The organism is Staphylococcus sp. HMSC059F04, from assembly GCF_001812565.1.
Taxonomy (GTDB): Bacteria; Bacillota; Bacilli; order Staphylococcales; family Staphylococcaceae; genus Staphylococcus; species Staphylococcus lugdunensis.
On the sequence record NZ_KV809470.1, the window covers coordinates 126,427 to 146,167 of the forward strand.

Annotated in this window: 19 protein-coding genes; 13 read left to right on the forward strand and 6 right to left on the reverse strand. The window is 34.9% G+C overall.

Annotated features, from left to right (window positions below; genetic code table 11):
- Nucleotides 1–85: 85 nt before the first annotated feature.
- The 4 genes from HMPREF2864_RS07580 to HMPREF2864_RS07600 all read left to right on the forward strand — a co-directional run bounded on the left by HMPREF2864_RS07580 (nucleotide 86) and on the right by HMPREF2864_RS07600 (nucleotide 3,354).
- Nucleotides 86–403, forward strand: coding sequence for an ArsR/SmtB family transcription factor (locus tag HMPREF2864_RS07580; protein ID WP_002460816.1), 318 nt, complete (start codon nucleotides 86–88; stop codon nucleotides 401–403).
- Nucleotides 403–1,692 carry an arsenite efflux transporter membrane subunit ArsB gene (gene arsB, locus HMPREF2864_RS07585; RefSeq protein WP_269146989.1) on the forward strand — a complete coding sequence of 430 codons (1,290 nt, stop codon included), beginning with the start codon at nucleotides 403–405 and terminating at the stop codon, nucleotides 1,690–1,692. Before HMPREF2864_RS07580 ends, arsB begins: the two co-directional genes overlap by 1 nt.
- A 439-nt stretch (nucleotides 1,693–2,131) precedes the next feature.
- Entirely contained in the window at nucleotides 2,132–2,905 is a 774-nt protein-coding gene (locus HMPREF2864_RS07595) for an acetoin reductase (protein ID WP_002460813.1), read from the forward strand.
- Nucleotides 2,906–3,153: 248 nt separating this feature from the next.
- Nucleotides 3,154–3,354, forward strand: coding sequence for a cold-shock protein (locus tag HMPREF2864_RS07600; protein WP_002479078.1), 201 nt, complete (start codon nucleotides 3,154–3,156; stop codon nucleotides 3,352–3,354).
- A gap of 55 nt (nucleotides 3,355–3,409) precedes the next feature.
- Here HMPREF2864_RS07600 and HMPREF2864_RS07605 read toward each other — a convergent pair whose 3' ends face one another.
- A complete protein-coding gene (locus tag HMPREF2864_RS07605) occupies nucleotides 3,410–3,985 on the reverse strand; it encodes a TetR/AcrR family transcriptional regulator (RefSeq protein ID WP_037543401.1) in 576 nt (191 codons plus the stop codon).
- Nucleotides 3,986–4,139: 154 nt separating this feature from the next.
- Between HMPREF2864_RS07605 and HMPREF2864_RS07610 the strand changes: the two genes are divergently transcribed.
- A complete protein-coding gene (locus HMPREF2864_RS07610) occupies nucleotides 4,140–5,837 on the forward strand; it encodes a CocE/NonD family hydrolase (RefSeq protein WP_070545330.1) in 1,698 nt (565 codons plus the stop codon).
- 177 nt (nucleotides 5,838–6,014) lie between these two features.
- Here HMPREF2864_RS07610 and HMPREF2864_RS07615 read toward each other — a convergent pair whose 3' ends face one another.
- Nucleotides 6,015–7,220: a DUF418 domain-containing protein gene (locus HMPREF2864_RS07615; protein ID WP_002479075.1), complete on the reverse strand. Its 1,206-nt coding sequence runs from the start codon at nucleotides 7,218–7,220 to the stop codon at nucleotides 6,015–6,017.
- A gap of 195 nt (nucleotides 7,221–7,415) precedes the next feature.
- Here HMPREF2864_RS07615 and HMPREF2864_RS07620 point away from each other — a divergent pair, with 195 nt between their 5' ends.
- Genes HMPREF2864_RS07620 through HMPREF2864_RS07645 form a run of 6 tightly spaced genes read left to right on the forward strand, consistent with a single transcriptional unit; the run spans nucleotide 7,416 to nucleotide 13,429 of the window.
- The gene (locus tag HMPREF2864_RS07620; protein WP_002492469.1) at nucleotides 7,416–7,916 is read left to right on the forward strand and encodes a TspO/MBR family protein; all 501 of its coding nucleotides are present in this window, start codon (nucleotides 7,416–7,418) and stop codon (nucleotides 7,914–7,916) included.
- The gene (locus HMPREF2864_RS07625; protein WP_002460806.1) at nucleotides 7,909–8,391 is read left to right on the forward strand and encodes a glycosyl-4,4'-diaponeurosporenoate acyltransferase CrtO family protein; all 483 of its coding nucleotides are present in this window, start codon (nucleotides 7,909–7,911) and stop codon (nucleotides 8,389–8,391) included. The genes HMPREF2864_RS07620 and HMPREF2864_RS07625 overlap by 8 nt, the downstream gene beginning before the upstream one ends.
- An 11-nt stretch (nucleotides 8,392–8,402) precedes the next feature.
- The gene (locus HMPREF2864_RS07630; protein WP_002479072.1) at nucleotides 8,403–9,902 is read left to right on the forward strand and encodes a phytoene desaturase family protein; all 1,500 of its coding nucleotides are present in this window, start codon (nucleotides 8,403–8,405) and stop codon (nucleotides 9,900–9,902) included.
- A gap of 1 nt (nucleotide 9,903) precedes the next feature.
- On the forward strand, nucleotides 9,904–11,022 hold the full coding sequence (locus HMPREF2864_RS07635) for a glycosyltransferase family A protein (RefSeq protein ID WP_002479071.1): 1,119 nt from the start codon (nucleotides 9,904–9,906) through the stop codon (nucleotides 11,020–11,022).
- A gap of 35 nt (nucleotides 11,023–11,057) precedes the next feature.
- Nucleotides 11,058–11,921, forward strand: coding sequence for a phytoene/squalene synthase family protein (locus HMPREF2864_RS07640; protein WP_002479070.1), 864 nt, complete (start codon nucleotides 11,058–11,060; stop codon nucleotides 11,919–11,921).
- 2 nt (nucleotides 11,922–11,923) lie between these two features.
- The gene (locus HMPREF2864_RS07645) at nucleotides 11,924–13,429 is read left to right on the forward strand and encodes a phytoene desaturase family protein (protein WP_070545328.1); all 1,506 of its coding nucleotides are present in this window, start codon (nucleotides 11,924–11,926) and stop codon (nucleotides 13,427–13,429) included.
- 172 nt (nucleotides 13,430–13,601) lie between these two features.
- Here HMPREF2864_RS07645 and HMPREF2864_RS07650 read toward each other — a convergent pair whose 3' ends face one another.
- Nucleotides 13,602–14,774 carry an MFS transporter gene (locus HMPREF2864_RS07650; protein WP_037543395.1) on the reverse strand — a complete coding sequence of 391 codons (1,173 nt, stop codon included), beginning with the start codon at nucleotides 14,772–14,774 and terminating at the stop codon, nucleotides 13,602–13,604.
- A gap of 446 nt (nucleotides 14,775–15,220) precedes the next feature.
- Between HMPREF2864_RS07650 and HMPREF2864_RS07655 the strand changes: the two genes are divergently transcribed.
- Together HMPREF2864_RS07655 and HMPREF2864_RS07660 are read left to right on the forward strand one after the other, a co-directional pair.
- Nucleotides 15,221–16,162 carry a hypothetical protein gene (locus HMPREF2864_RS07655; RefSeq protein ID WP_070545326.1) on the forward strand — a complete coding sequence of 314 codons (942 nt, stop codon included), beginning with the start codon at nucleotides 15,221–15,223 and terminating at the stop codon, nucleotides 16,160–16,162.
- A 34-nt stretch (nucleotides 16,163–16,196) separates the two neighbouring features.
- On the forward strand, nucleotides 16,197–16,670 hold the full coding sequence (locus HMPREF2864_RS07660) for a MepB family protein (protein ID WP_002460795.1): 474 nt from the start codon (nucleotides 16,197–16,199) through the stop codon (nucleotides 16,668–16,670).
- 126 nt (nucleotides 16,671–16,796) lie between these two features.
- Here HMPREF2864_RS07660 and HMPREF2864_RS07665 read toward each other — a convergent pair whose 3' ends face one another.
- From HMPREF2864_RS07665 to HMPREF2864_RS07675, 3 genes are read right to left on the reverse strand one after another with little or no spacing between them, the layout of a single operon-like run.
- The gene (locus HMPREF2864_RS07665) at nucleotides 16,797–17,468 is read right to left on the reverse strand and encodes an ABC transporter ATP-binding protein (RefSeq protein WP_002460794.1); all 672 of its coding nucleotides are present in this window, start codon (nucleotides 17,466–17,468) and stop codon (nucleotides 16,797–16,799) included.
- A 14-nt stretch (nucleotides 17,469–17,482) separates the two neighbouring features.
- Nucleotides 17,483–18,403: an ABC transporter permease gene (locus tag HMPREF2864_RS07670; RefSeq protein WP_002479065.1), complete on the reverse strand. Its 921-nt coding sequence runs from the start codon at nucleotides 18,401–18,403 to the stop codon at nucleotides 17,483–17,485.
- Nucleotides 18,400–19,566: an ABC transporter permease gene (locus tag HMPREF2864_RS07675; RefSeq protein WP_002479064.1), complete on the reverse strand. Its 1,167-nt coding sequence runs from the start codon at nucleotides 19,564–19,566 to the stop codon at nucleotides 18,400–18,402. Before HMPREF2864_RS07675 ends, HMPREF2864_RS07670 begins: the two co-directional genes overlap by 4 nt.
- Between the last annotated feature and the right edge of the window lie 175 nt (nucleotides 19,567–19,741).

Below are 19,741 nucleotides of genomic sequence, written 5' to 3' on the forward strand. Positions count from 1 at the left end.
TAGAGAGGTTTAATTTTTATGTAAAATACATATAGACCTCTATCTATATAGATGTTAATCTATATATGGATAAAGGAGGATAGCCATGTCATATCAATCGTTAGCAGTAAAATTAAAGGTATGTGCAGATGCGACACGCTTAGAAATCTTAGACTTACTATCATGTGATGAGTTGTGTGCAGACAATATTTTAAAATACTTTAATATTTCGCAACCAACATTGAGCCACCATATGAAAGTGCTAGTTGCACATCATTTTGTAGAAGTACGTAAAGAGGGCAATAAGCGAATGTATCGCTTAAATCAAGAACATTATCAACAGTTAATACAGCAGCTAAATCAGATTCACCAATCTAATCCGATGTGTATTTGTAATGATCTTGAGCGAGGTGGAAGTCAATGATAACTATGCTAGCAATCCTTATATTTATAGTGACAATTATTTTTATAATTTGGCAGCCAAAGGGCTTGGATATTGGTATCACTGCATTGATGGGTGCCATCATTGCTTTATTAACAGGTGTGGTCAGCATTGGAGATGTTGTTAAAGTTACTGATATTGTATGGAATGCGACGTTAACTTTTGTCGCATTGATTATCATCTCGTTAATTTTAGATGAAATTGGCTTTTTTGAATGGGCAGCATTACATATGGTACGTGCTTCTAATGGTAAAGGGGTAAAGATGTTTATCTATATTTTACTTTTAGGTGCAATCGTTGCAGCTTGCTTTGCTAATGACGGTGCAGCCCTCATTTTAACGCCTATTGTCTTAGCTATGGTACGTCATCTTGGCTTTAAAGAAAAAGTCATTTTCCCATTTATTATTGCATGTGGTTTTATTGCAGATACGACATCATTGCCTTTTACCGTCAGCAATTTAGTGAACATCGTTTCAGCTGATTTTTTTAGTTTGAGTTTTATGGGTTACGCAATTAGAATGCTAATACCGAATTTCTTTTCCCTTTTTGCAAGTATCATTGTGTTGTGGCTTTATTTTAGAAAAACAATTCCTAAACATTTTGATCATTCACAATTAAAAGAACCTACAGCAGTGATTAAAGATTATCGATTATTTCGTTGGTCATGGCTTGTACTCAGTGTGCTATTTATAGGTTATATACTAAGTGAATTTTTACCTATACCGATATCATTTATTGCTGGAACGATTGCACTGGTTTTCTTAGCATTAGCACTGCAATCGCATGTTGTTAATACAACAAAGGTGGTCAAAGGTGCACCATGGAATATTGTTATCTTTTCCATAGGAATGTATTTGGTTGTTTTTGGTTTGAAAAATGTAGGCATTACAACATTATTATCACATGTATTAGTGACGATAGCACATCATGGCCTCTTTACAAGCATTATGGGTATGGGCTTTATGTCAGCAATATTATCTTCTGTGATGAATAATATGCCTACCGTGATGATTGATGCGATAGCTATCGACCAAGCAGCTGTAGTAGGAATAGTTAAAGAAGGCATGATTTACGCTAATGTGATTGGTTCTGACTTAGGACCTAAAATGACGCCTATTGGTTCCCTTGCCACATTGTTATGGCTTCATGTCTTAAGCCAAAAAGGGATGAAAATTTCTTGGTGGACGTATATTAAGACAGGGGTTGTGATTACATTACCTGTCCTCTTTATCACATTAATAGGTTTATACATCACTTTGAAGTGGCTATAATCTCAAAAATGATGTCATATCTGTACAATACGTTTATCGTGTTGGAATGCTTTTTTATAGTTAATAATAGATATCCAGATTAGAGAGCGGGTTATATTCATTGATTGTGCGTAACATGTCAACTTGTGGGAAATAGTGACCACCAATTTTCATGATGATGAATAAACCCAAAGCCACCATTGCGAGACAGAAAAGTGTTGAAATGATATTTTTCAATATTGTCATAGTACTTCACCTCAAATGATTTATTATAATTTGATTATATAAATGGTTATATGTATGAGCCTTTATCTAATCTTTCAAAATATTAGTTTCAGCTTACAAGTTTGAAAGATATGTTAAAATGAGCTGGTTTTTATGCGTATTTATTGTAATTTTACTTCTTAAGGCTAAACTAGTAAGTGAGAGATAGATTAATAATCTTAAGGAGTTGTTTATTATGTCAAAAACAGCAGTAGTTACAGGTTCAGCAGGTGGATTAGGTAAAGGCATTGCAGAACGCTTAGCGAATGATGGTTTTAACGTAGTTATCCAAGATATTAATGGAGATGTTTTATTAAAAACAGAAGAAGAATTCAAAGGTAAAGGCTATAACGTTGTTGCTTTTAGAAGTGATGTATCAGTGAAAAAAGAACAACAAGAATTGGTTAGATTTGCAGTAGCTGAATTTGGTCAATTAGATGTGTTCGTAAACAATGCTGGTGTTGATGCAGTAAGTCCATTTTTAGAAGTTGATGAAGCGCAACTTCAACGTGTGTTTAATATTAATGTTTTTGGTATGGTTTATGGCACACAAGCCGCAGCAGAACAATTTAAAAAACAACATACTAAAGGTAAAATCATCAATGCCTGCAGCATTGCCGGACATGAATCTTATGAAATGTTAAGCACATATTCAGCTTCAAAACACGCGGTGCGTTCATTTACACAAGCTGCAGCAAAAGAGTTAGCGCAAGATCATATTACAGTGAACGCTTATTGTCCAGGTGTTGCTAAAACAGAAATGTGGGATCGTATCGATGCTGAAATGGTACGCTATAACGACGAGTTACAACCAGGTGAAGCTTTTGCTGAATTTTCAGCTGCAATTAAATTAGGACGTTATCAAGAACCACGAGATGTGGCTAATCTAGTATCATTCTTAGCATCAGATGATTCAGACTATATTACAGGTCAAGCTATTCTTACAGATGGTGGATTAGTATATAGATAAATTATAAGTTACAAAGTGAAGCGGATAACTGTAGGATTTAGTAGGGTTTTACCAGTTGAAAATAAAAATAACTAAAACTTATAATTATTTATTTTAGTAAAAAGCTTTACTTATCATGAAATATACGTTATAGTTAGTCTATCGTAATAAAAGTTCGTGAAATTGTAGTGTGTTTATCTAGAATACTCTCTTTTTTATACATGATTTTGTTACAAATATTAGTGCAAAAGCACACGGAGGTATTCTATATGAATAACGGTACAGTAAAATGGTTTAACGCAGAAAAAGGTTTTGGTTTCATCGAAAGAGAAGACGGAAATGACGTATTCGTACATTTCAGTGGTATCGCTGGTGAAGGTTACAAAACTTTAGAAGAAGGTCAAAAAGTTGAATTCGACATTACTGAAGGTCAACGTGGCGACCAAGCTACTAACGTTGTAGTAATGTAACTAACCATTATAGAAAGAGCCTAGAACATTCAATGTTCTAGGCTTTTTTGTGTTTTTATGAGTCAAATCGAATCATACTTGCTGCACCATGGCTAACAATTTGATAAAAGTGATATTCAAGTTGTGCTTTAGCTATAGGATGCGGATCTTGAATCCAATGTTTGACTAAAGAAATTCCTGCACCTGAAACATAGCTCATATAATAAGAAAATGGCATGCCTTCAATCGTATCATCTTCATTTTTATATTGACTTAAATGATTATAAATAAGGTTATAAAGTTTTTCTTGAATCATTGATGCTTTACCAATTTTAAATAAGATGCTAAATACATCTCTATGATTATCAATGTGATCGATTAAATAGGTGATGATGTTTTTAAGCATGATGTTGTGTTGTTGTTGATGTTGTTCAGCAATAAAATGTTGTAAATCTTGTATGAGTTTATTCTCAATTTCTTCTAATAAATCATATTTATCTACGTAATAACTATAAAACGTACTACGATTAATATCAGCAGTTTCAGTTAATTGTTGTATAGTTAGCTTATCAAACGACGTTTCTGTTAGTAATTGTAAAAAGGCATGGTGTATCGCTTGTTTAGATTTTCTAATTCTACGATCTTGTGCCACATACTCCCTCCTCATTCCAGTCTAATTATAAACAGTTTTGACTCCTATGTTGATTTTCAAACAAATTGCGATGGTCTGCTTGTTGTTAAAAATGATACAGTGGTTAGAATGAAATTGTAATTAAAATGCAGAAACATGAAAGGGATGACAAACGATGGAAAAAGATATGTTAGGTAATCCACAATTAACAGTTACGCCATTAGAACAGATTAAAGAAGGAACTAATCATATAGTCGTTGATAGTGTTCAATATGGAAATCAAGAAATGATAATGGAAAAAGATAGACCAGTGACAATGGAAGATGGTACACAATTATATGTGAATATATTTAGACCAAATAAAGAAGGGCAATTTCCTGTTGTTATATCTGCAGATACCTATGGAAAAGATAATAAACCTAAAATCACAAATATGGGACCTATGTGGCCAACAATAGGTACAATTCTAACGTCAAGCTTTACACCTGAAGAATCACCGGATCCAGGCTTTTGGGTACCTAATGATTATGTTGTTGTAAAAGTAGCTTTAAGAGGTAGTGCTAAATCAGTTGGTGCACTTTATCCTTGGGGATTATCAGAGGCTAAAGATTATGCTCAAGTCATCGATTGGGCTGGCAAACAACGATGGAGCAATGGCAATGTAGGGATGAATGGCGTATCTTATTTAGCGGTGACGCAATGGTGGGTTGCTTCTCTAAATCCAACGCATTTAAAAGCTATGATACCGTGGGAAGGATTGAACGATATGTATAGAGAAATCGCCTTTCATGGTGGTATTCCAGATACAGGATTTTACCGTTTTTGGTATCAAGGTTTAGTGCAAAGATGGCCAGACATGGATATTGAAGATTTAATTGCTGCACAGCAAAATCATCCGTTGTTTGATGAATACTGGCAAGCTAAACAAGCGCCATTAGCTCACATTCAAATACCTATGTTTGTTTGTGCGAGTTGGTCTACACAAGGCCTTCATAATCGTGGCACATTTGAAGGATTTAAACAAGCATCATCACAGCATAAATGGTTGAAAATTCATGGACGTAAAGAATGGGAAACATATTATGCACGTGAATCACTAGAACAACAAAAATCGTTCTTTGATTACTACCTTAAAGGTATTGATAATGATTGGCCTGAAACACCGCGTGTAAGTTATGAAGTACGTGATAAATTTTATCAGGGTTATCACAACACAGCGACAGCATATCCATTACCACAGATGAGTGAAAAGCCGTTATATTTAAATGCACAAGATATGTCATTACAAGCGCAGTTACCAGAAGAAACAGTTTCAGTAAGCTATTTAAGTAATGATTCACTTGATGATGAAGTGAGATTTAGTAAACGTTTTACTCACAATACTGAAATAACTGGAAATATGAAACTCAAGTTATGGGTAGCAACAGAAGAAGCCGATGATATGGACTTGTTCATTGGCATAAAGAAAATCAATCGTCAAGGAGAAGAGGTACATTTTCCTGATTTTAATCATATTGAAAATGGACAAGTGGCAACTGGATGGTTACGTGTATCACATCGAGAATTAGATATTGAAAAATCAACAGCACTACAACCTTGGCATCATCATATGAAAGAACTTAAACTTGCACCTCAAGAAATTGTTGCTGTTGAAGTAGAAATTTTGCCATCTAGTACGCTATTTAAAAACGGAGAACAATTACAAGTTGTGGTAAAGGGTAGTGAAGTCGTTAAAGGTACAAGCACACCAGTACCAGGAATGAAGACACGCTATGAACATCAAGATACAGTCAATCATGGTTTAAATCACATATATACAGGTGGCAAGTATGACTCGCATCTATTAATTCCATATCAATTATTAGAAGATTAAGGGATAAACATAAAATAAAAAAAGGGCGGGACAGCATTCATAACGAATTCGTAGTCCCGCCCCGGCAAGGTTGACTAGGATTGAAACAAGCTTGGTATCAGTGGGTTTTCAATCCAGTCAACTACTGCCAATATATAGTTCATAGCCTAATACATAATTTTGGCCTAAACTTTTTTTCTAGGAATGATGTCTCGCATGTTTTTTCTTGCCGACACGTAATTGCCAATAGGTAAACATACGTAATAGATATTCCATTGGTCCATACCGCCAATGACGTTGATACCAAGAAGCAACTAGCACTTGAAGAACATAAAGAATAATAAAGATACCAAACATCATTGTTACATGGTCGCTGCCGAATTGTCCTAAGCCATAGCCATAAAAAATCATAGTGCCAATCACACTTTGTATTAAGTAAAAGGTCAGTGACATTTTACCAATATGTTCTAAACCTCGGAATGTAAAATGTTGTGGTAATTTTTGATACATATATTTAAATAAACTCATATAACCAAATGCGAGTATGATACCGAACACTTCCGTGAAATTTTCAGCAATTGTTGGATGTTGAACCCAGAGTACTGCTGATTTGCCGATAAGTGCTAGGGGTATAATCCATATCCATAATTTAGAGGACCACCAATCAAGTGCATCTTTTTCGAACCAACCACTTTTAGATAAATAGACACCTAATGTAAATAATGGCACTTCCATTAAAGGAATAAGAATAAAAATGAGTAGGAAAAAGATTGACCCTAGTTGATCTTCGAATAAAGCAAATTTTGGATCTTCAACTGTTTCATCAACATGACGAATATCTGAATAACTACCTTCACTGTAAATCTTTGTAATCTTTGATACATAATTTGCTGTGTCATGTTTGCTAGGTGTTGTTTGCATACCATTATCACCGGAAAATGGCATGACGATAAATAGTACGAGCAATAATCCAAAAATAATGAGCGTAAAGTATTTAAAAGCACGTTTCCCCATATGAATGAAAGGAATGACAAACAGCATAGAGAAGCCATAACCAAATAATATATCTCCACCCCATATGTAAGATGCATGTAAACCTCCAATAATCATCAGGAAAAAAGCACGACGAAAGAGTTTTAGTTTCGGACGTTTAACACCTTTTCGTTTCATGGATTGGTATAATTTATCCATAGAAAAGCCAAAAAGCATAGCAAAGATAGGCATAAAACTACCTACAAAAAGAATATTAATAATATTAAAAACACCGTGGTTGAATGGACTTAAATGAAAATGATCAATATATAATTGGCCAGTTAAATCAAATTGAAATATAAGTAAATTAGCTATAAAAATCCCTAATAAGCTAAATCCTCTTAGTGCATCTGCAACTTTAATTCGTTTCAATATTATTCACCTCTCCCATACCATAACGTATAAAAATAAAACTAAATGCAGCTTAATTCTTCCTTAAATATTAAAGGTACCAATTTGTTATATAGTGGTTAATGCATATGTTTTAAGGGAATAGGTGAATTATTAACTAAATGTAATTAATTCTTTTATAAATTTACGTTATTCAACATAAAGGAGGATGTGAAGATGAACGGTATCAAAGTGAGCAAGAAGCTGTGTCGTATTGCTTTACCTTTAATCGGTGGTCAAATTATTGGCAAAATCACCGTAAAAAATGCACGTCGGGATTATAGTAAAAATGTTAAACCACCATTATCACCACCGGGCTATGTTTTTCCGATTGTCTGGCCAACACTTTATTTAAGTATGGGTATTGCTCATGACATCATTTCACAACAAAAACAGCATCAAGCAGCACAAGCCACATATTACTTGCAGTTAGGTTTAAATTACTTATGGTCATTACTTTATTTTAAATATAAATTACGTGGTGCAGCCCTCATTGACAGTTATATTTTATTTAGTGCAGTTGTTGCGACCGCCGTCCAATTCTATCAAAAACATCGAATTGCGGGTTATTTATTAATTCCTTATATTTGTTGGTCAGCGTTTGCTTCATACTTGGCGACAGGTAATTGGTTACTCAATAAAGATAATCCAGATTATACGGCGGAACACCATGCGTAAAAAATCCGTTATTTGGCTCATCATAGGCAGTGGTATTTATTGGTTTGTACTTCAGATGTTGGTTGCCGCGTGGGGAACACGTTTAAGTACTACATTTTTAATGAAGTATGATTTCTGTTTTAAGTCATTCGCATTCGAACGTGAAGGAGATTTTTGGAATGATGTCTTTCAAGTCAAACGCTGGAAAGATCATTTGCCAAAGGGACATCGTTTAAATCCGGCAATTTATAATAAATCGACTCTAATGGCGCAACCGTCAGCGCAAGATATATATGATTTTATTATAGAAACACGGCGTGCAGAATTTGTTCATGGAATAGCGATGTTACCAATGTTTGTATTTCTTGCTGCGCCAAAATATATAAAAATACCACATATGACATATGCTTTATTAGCAAATGTACCATGTATGATTGTGCAACGTTATAATCGCCCTAAGCTCGAGCGTTATTATCATAAATTGAAAAACAGATAGGAAGTGAGTGTATGCCAATTAAAAAAGTAGTTGTGATTGGTGGCGGTCTTGGCGGTATTTCCGCTGCGATTCGGATGGCACAGAGTGGCTACCGTGTCGATTTATATGAACAAAATGACCATATCGGCGGAAAGGTTAATCGTCTAACTACCTCTCAATTTGGTTTTGATTTAGGACCATCTATTCTTACTATGCCTTATATTTTTGAACAGCTTTTTCAACACAGTGGTAAAGAAATGAGAGATTACGTAGATATAGAGCGATTGCCATTGCAATGGCGTAGTTTCTTTCCATCTGGGGAAACGATAGATTTATATGATAATGTTGCTGATACTATTGATAATAATTCAACTCTGACAGCACAAGATCGACAAGAATTAATGTCATTTTATGATTACGCAGAACGCATTCATCGTTTTACGGAACAAGGCTATTTCCGCTTAGGTTTAGATACCTTACCAGAAATTTTGACTTACCACGGGCCGTTTAAAGCATTGCGTGGCTTTGATTATTTTTCTACTATGCAACAAGCTATTAATAGACGTGTATCAAATCCACAATTGAGAGATATGTTAGGGTACTTTATTAAATATGTTGGCTCATCTTCATATGACGCACCAGCCGTGTTATCAATGCTTTATCATATGCAACAAGAACAAGGCTTGTGGTATGTCAAAGGAGGAATGCATCATTTGGCTCAAGCACTTGAAACGTTAGCGCGTGAAGAAGGCGTTCATATTCATACTGGCGTAGGTGTAGAAAACATTCAAACGTCATTTGACAAAGTTGTAGGTGTGAGACTAACAACTGGAGAAAGCGTCGAAGCGGACTATCTCATTTCAAATATGGAAGTTATTCCGACATATCGTGAATTACTGCATTTTAGTGATAAAAAGATTGAACGTTTAGAAAAGATTTATGAACCTGCAAGTTCAGGTCTCGTACTACATTTAGGTATTGATAAGTACTTTCCACAGCTTGCACATCATAACTTTTTCTTCACAGCAGATTCAAAGCGTAATTATCGTGAAGTCTTTCACGACAAAATATTACCGTATGATCCAACAATTTATTTAGTGAATGCGAATAAAACCGATCCAACTCAGGCACCTCAAGGTTATGAGAGCATTAAAGTTTTACCGCATATTCCATATATTCAAAATCAACCTTTCTCCCAGGAAGATTATCTGCAATTAAAAGAACGTGTTTTGGATAAGTTAGAAGCTATGGGATTAGATGATTTAAGAGCGCACATTGTGTTTGAGGATATGTGGACGCCTGAAGATATAGAACATCATTATCGTTCTAATCGTGGTGCTATTTATGGCGTTGTGGCAGATAAAAAGAAAAATAAGGGCTTCAAGTTTCCAAAGCAATGTGCTTATTTTAATAATCTATTTTTTGTTGGTGGTTCTGTAAATCCGGGTGGGGGCATGCCTATGGTTACTTTAAGCGGGCAACAAGTAGCGGATAAAATTAATGCTATCGAACACGGTGAAAGGAGAGACTAAAGTGAAATGGATTAGTTCATTAACTATGCTATTTACGTTCTTTTCTATCATTAGTGGTAAAGTCATGTATGGTCGACGCCATCCATTGACACATAGTAAGATTCATTCATCAAAACAATTGGAATTATCCGTTATTGTTCCAGCGCGTGACGAAGCGCAACGCTTACCACGCTTATTAAAGTCATTAGCACAACAAACCGTTTCTGTAGAAATGATTGTGATGGATGATGGATCCACAGATCAAACTGCTGAAATCGCACGCGCAGCTGGAGCTTCTGTCTATTCAGTTCAAGCTGATAAACCGTCATTATGGCAAGGTAAGTCATTGGCTTGTTATCAAGGTGCGACCTACGCATCAACTCCACTATTGTTGTTTGTTGATGCCGATGTGACATTAACATCCCCTAGAGCAATTCAAGCACTCATCGATACTTACTACCAACAAGATTACCGAGGTTTGTTAAGTGTCCAACCTTATCATTCTACTATACGACCTTATGAAAGTTTATCGGCGCTATTTAATACATTGACAGTAGTTGGTACGAATCAATTTTCATTAATAGACGGACAGCAGACTACGCGCATGGCCTTTGGGCCTGTTGTCTTGACTAATTCAACTGATTATAAGTCCACACAAGGACATCAACAAGCTAAACATCATATTATTGAAGGGTTCGCATTAGGTCAAGCATATTCACAACAAGGCTTACCAGTAAATTTATATGAAGGACAGCAAGATATTCAATTCCGAATGTATGAAGATGGCATTCAGTCACTCGTTCATGGATGGGTTAAACATTTTTCTGTTGGTGCTACTGCAACTTCGCCAAAGGTTATGACAAGTATTGTTATATGGTTAATGGGATCGATTATTACAGCATCAGGCTTAATACTTAGTTTGTTAGTAAAGCCGATATCTAAAGTTAACATGGGGATATTATATATTCTTTATACAATGCAATTTATACGCATACATCGACGAGTAGGTCATTTTTCACGTTGGATGTTATGTTTGCACCCTATCTTATTTATCTTTTTTAGTGGTGTGTTTTTATCATCATGGATACAGTCTTACTGTAAGCGAAGCGTTATATGGAAAGGCCGAACGTATCATTTGTGATGTTATAAATATTTAATACAAGGAGGGTGCACGAGATGACACTAGATGACCATTTTCAATACTGCCATCAACTGATGAAGCATCATTCTAAAAGTTTCTCCTATGCCTTTGATTATTTACCAGATAGAGAAAGACGTGCAGTATGGGCGATTTATGCTGTATGCCGTGTGATTGATGATAGTATCGATGTTCATCATGATCCACAATATTTGCAGTACATACGACAAGATATTATGGCCATTGAACAACAACAGTTGCATCCTGAATTTCAAAGCGATGCGCGAATCATGCACGCATTTTCAAATGTCGCACATACATTTAAAATGGAATACCCAGCATTTTACAAGCTTATTGATACAGTACGCAAAGATCAATATTTTGAGCAATTTGATACCGATGAAGCTATGTTAGATTACTGTTATGGGGTTGCGGGAACTGTTGGAGAAGTTTTAACACCTATTTTAGCACAACAGCCAACTACAGAAACGTTTCGAGTCGCACGAAAATTAGGAGAAGCTTTACAATTAACTAATATTTTACGTGATGTTGGAGAAGACTTTGAACAGGGACGTATTTATATTAGTAAAGAACGGTTGGCGCACTTTAATATTGATATTAAACAACAATATCAGCAAGGTGTGACATCGAATTATATTAAGATGTGGGAAGCATTAGCTTATATAGCAGAACAAGCCTACCATGATGCGCTGTCGAATATTCATGTGTTTAATAAGCAAGCGCAACCTATTATTGAGCTAGCTGCAGTGATTTATGCGGGCATTCTTGATGAAGTTAGAAAGGCAGGGTACACATTACATCAACGCGTGTATGTATCCAAAGTAGATAAGGCAAAATTTTATCGACGTATAAAAAAGAAATATCAAGGACAGGTGGAATAGGAATGAATATAGCAGTAATTGGTGCAGGCGTGACTGGTTTAGCATCCGCGGCAAGATTGGCAGCAAAAGGTCATCAAGTGACATTGTTTGAGAAAAATGATCGACTTGGTGGGCGTATGAGTCAGTTTACTAAAGATGGATTTACTTTCGATATGGGCCCTACAATCGTGATGATTCCTGAAGTCTATAAAGCAGTATTTGAAGCATGTGGCAAAAACTTTGAAGATTATGTAGAGATGACACAATTACCTTATATTTATGATGTCTATTTTGCTAAGGATGACAAAGTTCGTGTACCTACTGATCTAGCTCAATTACAACAAATGTTAGAGCACATCGAGCCAGGTTCAACACATGGCTTTATGTCATTTCTTACTGATATTTATAAGCGTTATGAAATTGCACGCAAATATTTTTTAGAGCGTACGTTTCGTAAGCCTAGTGATTTTTATAACTTAACGTCATTAGTGCAAGGTGCTAAATTAAAGACGTTAAATCATGCAGATGATTTAATTGCACAATATGTTGATAATGATAAAATCCAAAAACTCTTAGCTTTTCAAACGTTATATATTGGCATCGATCCCAAGCGTGGGCCATCACTATATTCTATTATACCGATGATTGAAATGATGTTTGGTGTGCATTTTATTAAAGGCGGCATGTACGGCATGGCACAAGGTTTAACACGTTTAAATCAAGATTTGGGTGTTGATATTCGTTTAAACGCACAAATCGATGAAATTATTATAGACCCAAAATATAAACGAGCCGATGGAATAAGAGTCAATGGTCTTGTTGAACGCTTTGATAAGGTATTATGTACTGCTGATTTTCCATATGCAGCACAACATCTTATGCCTGAACATAGCCCTGTTAAAAAGTATCCGCCACAAAAAATAGCACAATTAGATTATTCATGTTCTGCATGCCTAATGTATATTGGTATAGATCAAGACTTGAGAGACAACCTGTTATTACATAATGTGATTTTTTCGGCAGATTTCGAACAAAATGTGAAAGAAATATTTAATGGTCAATTGTCAAAGGATCCATCATTATATATTTATGTTCCAGCAGTAGGTGATACGACGCTAGCGCCTGAGGGACAAACAGGTATATATGTACTTATGCCTACTGCAGAGTTGAAAACAACAAAAATAGATTGGCAGGATGAATCGATAGTAGCTCGCATCAAGGAAATCATTTATCACAAGTTAGGAACGATAGAAGCCCTTGAAAATATTAAACAGCATATCGTATCAGAAACAATTTTTACACCGTTAGATTTTCAACGAGACTATCATGCACAGTATGGTTCAGCATTTGGCTTAATGCCAACACTCGCTCAAAGTAATTATTACCGACCGCCAAATGTTGCTCGTGACTATCACGATCTATATTTTGCAGGTGCAAGTACACATCCAGGTGCAGGTGTGCCTATTGTTTTAACTAGTGCAAAGATTACTGTTGAAGAAATATTGAAAGATATTGCAGCAGGTATATAGTAAAAGAATTAGAGCGGGCTAGAATTCATTGTGAATTCGTAGTCCCGCCCCGGCAAGGTTGACTCGGATTGAAAAAGCTTAGGATAAGTGTATTTTCAATCCAGTCAATTACTGTCTATATAGAGTTCAGAGCCTGAGACATAATTATGCCCCAGACACATACCATTGTTAATTAATAGCGTTTAGTTTTAGGTAGAAAAAGTGCAACACAAAGAGAAATGATACCAATACAAGCGATAATAATAAATTGAAGTGAAAAGCTTTGTATGCGTGCTATATAAATATTAATAATTGGTGCAAGTGCAGTTCCTAAAAATAAAATAAAGGTATTTACAGATAAAAAGAATCCTTGATTACCGTTGACTACAATACCTACATTTGAGATGACGGAAGGGACACAAAATGCAATTCCTGCAATAAACGTGACACTCCACATCACAAGTAAAGTAACATTTGTAGTACATGCCATACCTAATAACGATATAATACTAATCATTAATGATGTGAGGATGACATTTTTGACGCCGATACGATCGCTTAAACGTCCTGCAAGTAAAGCTAATAGCATGCCGAAGATACCGTATAGCTTTGCATTAATCGCAGTTGTTTGGTTCCCGCCGACAATATCTGAAGTGATATAGGCATTAAATATATCATACATACTAATAAACATCGTTAACAAGGTTAGTGATACAAAATAACATAGTAAGACCATTTTGTTCGTTTTAAAGGCTTTAAAATTAGTGAAAAAGCTAAGTAAACGAATATGAGGGTGGTAGACTGGACTTTCAGGAACTTTTTTATAAATGGCCACAGCTAAAATGAGATAAAGTATTGTTAAGGTAAAATACACGCTATGCCAATGTGTATAACGTACAATAATTTCACTTAAGTTTTGACCAATTACACCAGATAACATAAAGCTTGTACTAATAAAACTAATGGCTGTTACACGCTTCACTGGTGAATAGTTCTCAGTTACATAGGTAATAGATACTGGAGAAAATGCTGCAGCACAGATGCCTTGCAGTGCGCGTAGAATAATTAATAAGATAAATGACCGCACAAAGCCAATCAGACAGCAAATAATGACTAAGCCCACTAAGCCACATAAAATGGTACGAATACGACCAAATTTTTCTGAAATAGTGCCATAAAATAAGCAGCTTACAGAATAGGTAATTGAGAAAACAACACCATTTAATGTAGCAATCGATTTTGGAATATCGAAGTCTTTAGCGAATGCTACGGTTAAAGGAAGCGCTGTATATAAACTACACATCACAGCGATGCCGGTGATGAAGAAAATAGTTGTAATTTGATTATATTTCAATGATGGTGTCATCATTTAACTCCTTTCAAATATTAAATTGTTCGCAATGTTCATATTATCCCACGTTTCATGACTTTTCTAAAGGCCACATTAAAAAGAGGCAATAGTAAAAAAATTCAAAGAAGTAAGTACAATCTTAAAAAGAAGAAAACTGACAACAAAGTCAATTTAGACAATTCATCTCCATCTTGCATTGTTTGTAGAAATGTTTATGATATTTCTTTGTTCTGTGCGCTATTCAGTTTTTTGTATATAAAGTGTTTGAATTCGTTGTTTCTTGTTCAGTTTCAACTTTGACATGCGTTTGCCGTTCGAAGTTATGTAAAGTAGGTTGAATTAAGCGCGTAGGATGTGAAGCATATACCATATTTTTTTATAATACATTTTATGATATGTTTAAAGTATAAGTTAATTATATATTTTAAAAAGTGTTATTAAACAAAGAAAGGATGAGGAATATGAAAAAAGTATTTCTAGCAAGTTCGGTGGCACTCATGTTATTGACGGCTTGTCAAAACAGTGATTCATCACAACAAGAAAATCAGAAAAAGACGTCACAAGCTGATAATAAGAAAGATGAAAAGCACACGTCTAAACATCAAACGGAGAACAATGAGAAACAGAATAAAACATCAGGCCAACAACACAGTGATAAAGAAGATAAGGGACAAACTAAATCGTCAGCAGCACAATTATCAGATAAAACGAAACTTGCATTAATTTTTTATGCTGATCCAAAAGGTAAATATTCACTAACCAAAAATGAAATATTAACAGGCAAATATAAGCGACAAGGGACAGGTGACAATGATGTGAAGCAAATTGTTGACTTTGGTCTAGTTCCTTATGAAAATATAAGTCAGGCACCTGATGGAATGAAATTCTACATGGTTTATCCTGATAAAGGTAGCTATCGCACAGTAGTAGGGGTAAATGATGATAAGATTTATATTGGTGCTACACAAAGTCCAATTCGCAATTATCAAGATGCTTTGAAATCTGGGGATGAATACGATTTAAATAAAGTATATACAGAGAATAAAAATAATCGTTCATTACCTGAGATGGAGAATAAGATTAAAATAACACAAAAGGATCCACGTATGGATGAATCAGATACTGAGAGAAAACAGCGCGAATTAAAAGAAAGCGGCACTGAAATGGCACATGCACGTAGTCAGCTATTTGACCAAATTGCTCAACTTGAAGGAGCGCCTGCTAATAAAGATTATCTGTGGGATAATATTAAAATGACGAAAGATAGTTGGTCAATCAATTATCGGAATCAAGATGGCGAAATTCTAGGTACTTATAAATTGCAAGGTAAAAAAATGATTAAAGAAGATCAAAATGGTGATCAAGTCAAATCGGCACCAATCAAAAATGATTCAGCATCATAAAGCAGATGTGGTTATGCCAAAAAGGTAGGTATATATGACAAAACACTTACAAAACATGCAATCTTTAGATCTAGTTAAAGAACTACTGCAAGTTAATCATAGTAATACATCTATCGAAATCAAGACAGAACCGTGGAATGCGGATTATGAAGCATTTAGGTGCGAGTTAAATGGGCAAACTTATATGAGTAGACGCGCACATAAAACACCTAAAAAACGAGGATATTTCTTTGCGATGTGGTGTAAAGATGACGATAATAACAACAGACCATATCAAGATGCTGAATTTCCAATGTTTTTAGTCGTCAATGTTATTGATGGACAACGGTTTGGACAGTTCGTATTTCCTCGAGAGGTTCTAGTTAAACAACATATCATATCGACAACATCACATAAGGGGAAAATGGCTTTACGTGTCTATCCAACATGGGAAGAGGACCTTAATCCATCAGCTGCTAAAACACAGCATTGGCAAGATAAGTATTTTACAAATCTAACTATTGAATGAAGGTTAAATATAATCAATTGGCAAGAATATTACTTTGAAATTGTTTAAGATACAACTGCATTATACGAAAACGCCTATCACGAAAGGAGTTAGAAATTGTCCTTTTGTGATAGGCGTTTATTAATACTATAAAGCATTATGATAATGTTCATAAGTCCATTGTTTATCATTTAAAACATCTCGATAAAATGGATGTTGACCGATGAGTTTAATGTTATCAGCTAATGCCTCTACCTCATCTAAATGGTGTGTCGTTAAAATGATTAAACAACTGGATTTCATTTGGTTTAACAGTTGGTGAATATCATAACGTGATTTTAAATCAATACCAACAGTAGGCTCATCTAAAATTAGTATTTTAGGTTGACTTAATAAACCAATTAAAATATTAATTTTGCGTTTATTCCCGCCTGATAACGTAGATACACGTGCCTTCATGTCAGTAAAGTTTAATAATTTCAAATAGTGGGCTATGGTATCATCATCAACAGGTTTGTCACACAATGATTTAAAAAATTGAATATTTTCTTGTGCACTCATATGTTCAAATAAAGCAATATCCTGTGGCACGTAGCCTACTATATTTCTAATTTGACGTTTTGATAGCGTCTTACCAAAGTAATCAATGGTACCTGAATTTGGTTGTTCAATCCCTGAAATCAAACGCAATAATGTCGATTTCCCAGCACCATTTTCTCCGAGTAAGACAGTCAGTTGATTGTCAGCAAATTGCATATTTAGCTGTTCAAAAATGTGTTTACGTTTATAACTTTTAGAAATAGCATGTAATTCGATCAATGTGTCTCACTCCTTTACATTTGAATGCTAATAAATAGAATAGCTATCACGATTGACCAGACAATAGCCATAAATAATCTATGGCTGAGTGTATTAACCTTAAATAATAAGCTTGCGATACCCCATTCATAGATAAAAATAACAGCGAATGATTTAGCATAAAAGAATAAACTTAATGGCTGGTGCATCAACCACTGAATCATCATCATTACGAATAAAAGCAAACATGTATGTGTCACGATATAAGTGCCATAAAGTTTGAGTCGACTGTGATTAAATTGGAATAATCGCCCAAGTGGCGCATTTTGTTTTAATCTTTGATGAAGTACAATTTGAATTGCACTGATCATGAGTACCCATGCAAATATTAAACTAATCGAAAGCGAGTGATTCGCTGATGAATGAATCGCAACATTTTTGAATTTTGATGTTGGTGTATTATTCTTATAGGCTTCTTTAATTTTGTCTATACTTTGGTGGTGATGATTTTTATCTAAGTGTTCTTGAATAATATGCGGTATTTGTTGTTCATATAATGAACGACTAACGATTTCTAATGCAATATTACCAATAAAATCATCTCGTCCATAGAGTTGAATCGATGACTTCAAACGGTTTTCGGCTAAGCGCTTATCAAAATCTTTTGGAATTTGTAAACTGATCATAGCTTCCTTTTTCTTAACTGCATCATCAATATAAATATCGTCTGCAGATATGGATTTAACCGAAACAAATCGTGTATCCGAAATGTGCTTGATCAGTTGTTTTGAGTCATTACTATGACTCATATCTTGAATAGCAATAGGTATCTTAAAGTTTTGACTAGCCATTTTTTGTCCGGCATATAATAAGCTTAGTGCTGCACCAATAATGATGAGCAGAAGAACATATTGTAGCCATTGTTTTCGAATGACAAGTTGAATGTAAGGTTTCATCGACGATACCTCCAAACAGCGACCACACAGAGTGCCAATGCCACAGCAATAAAGCTGATATAAAAGGCTGGATGTGTATCTAAAATAAAGTTATTTAATGTGATTTCCAACATTTGATTTGTTACTAAACTAAACGGCTGTGTTGCCAATATACTGTTAAAGCTATGTTGGAAAAAGATTGTTGGCACCGTTATGCCTGAGAATACGATAAAGATAAGCGTTAATACGCATTTTAAAAGTAAATTCATCCAGTTTTTACTAATAAGCTCAATTAAGATGAGCAGCATGACTAAGAAAGTCACGAAATAAGTGAGCTGAATTGCTACGGTTGGCCAATTATAACTTTCAAAAGACCCGTCTAATGTATGGTTAATCCATAGAAAGCCAAGGATTGCCCAAATCATTGAATAGAACCATGCAATCGCACCACGAACAAATGTTAACTTTTCAAATGAGAAGTGAAAGAGTTGCAATCGTTCTTTCAATGCCGTTTCTTGATTCATTTTGAGCACAGAAAATAACGATAGACAAAGTATAAAAATGGATAGTAAGTATCCAGTAACGACATAGTAACTGCCTGTATCATAAACCTTTACTGGTTCGTAATTAAAAGCATTAACACGATTCAATCCGGTAAATAGTAAATCAGTCATTAGCATAACCATGTCTTGAGATGATGGCTTCTCAGTTAAGTGTGTGTAGCTTAAAATACCTCCCATCGATAACATTAAGCGATCATAAACTGAATGGGTTAATTGGCTAATAACGACACTCTTTGTAGACTGTTGGTCGTATGTATATACTGTGATAGGTAATTGTCCTTGATGATAAAAGGCATGTGTCATACCTTTGTCAAAAACAAAATAGCCATCTAATTCATGTTTGGATAGACGTTGTTTAGCTGTTTTCTCACTGTATTGTTTTAAGGTAACATGTTTCCCAAAATTACTCCCTTTACCCACGGAACCTAAAATAAGCTGTGTTTCTTTTGAATGATCCTTATCCACAATGCCAAGACGGAAACCTTTATCTTCTTGATTGGCATATTGAACTGCCGTCAAAGCCAAGACTAGTGATAGGACAATCAATATTAAATAGACAAATAAATACCACTTCTTTAATAAAAAAGAGTGGTAGATATGAAACAATTGTATTGACTTCATTTGACCACTCCTTCCATATTTAATCATCGTGTGAGCATGCACTGCGATATGATTGTGTAGGGATTTATTATTGCAGTAGATGTGAGTCTTGGACTAGGCTCTAGACTCTAAATTGGCAGTAGTTAACTGGATTGAAAACATCGCTTATACCAAGCTTTTTTCAATCCTAGTCAAC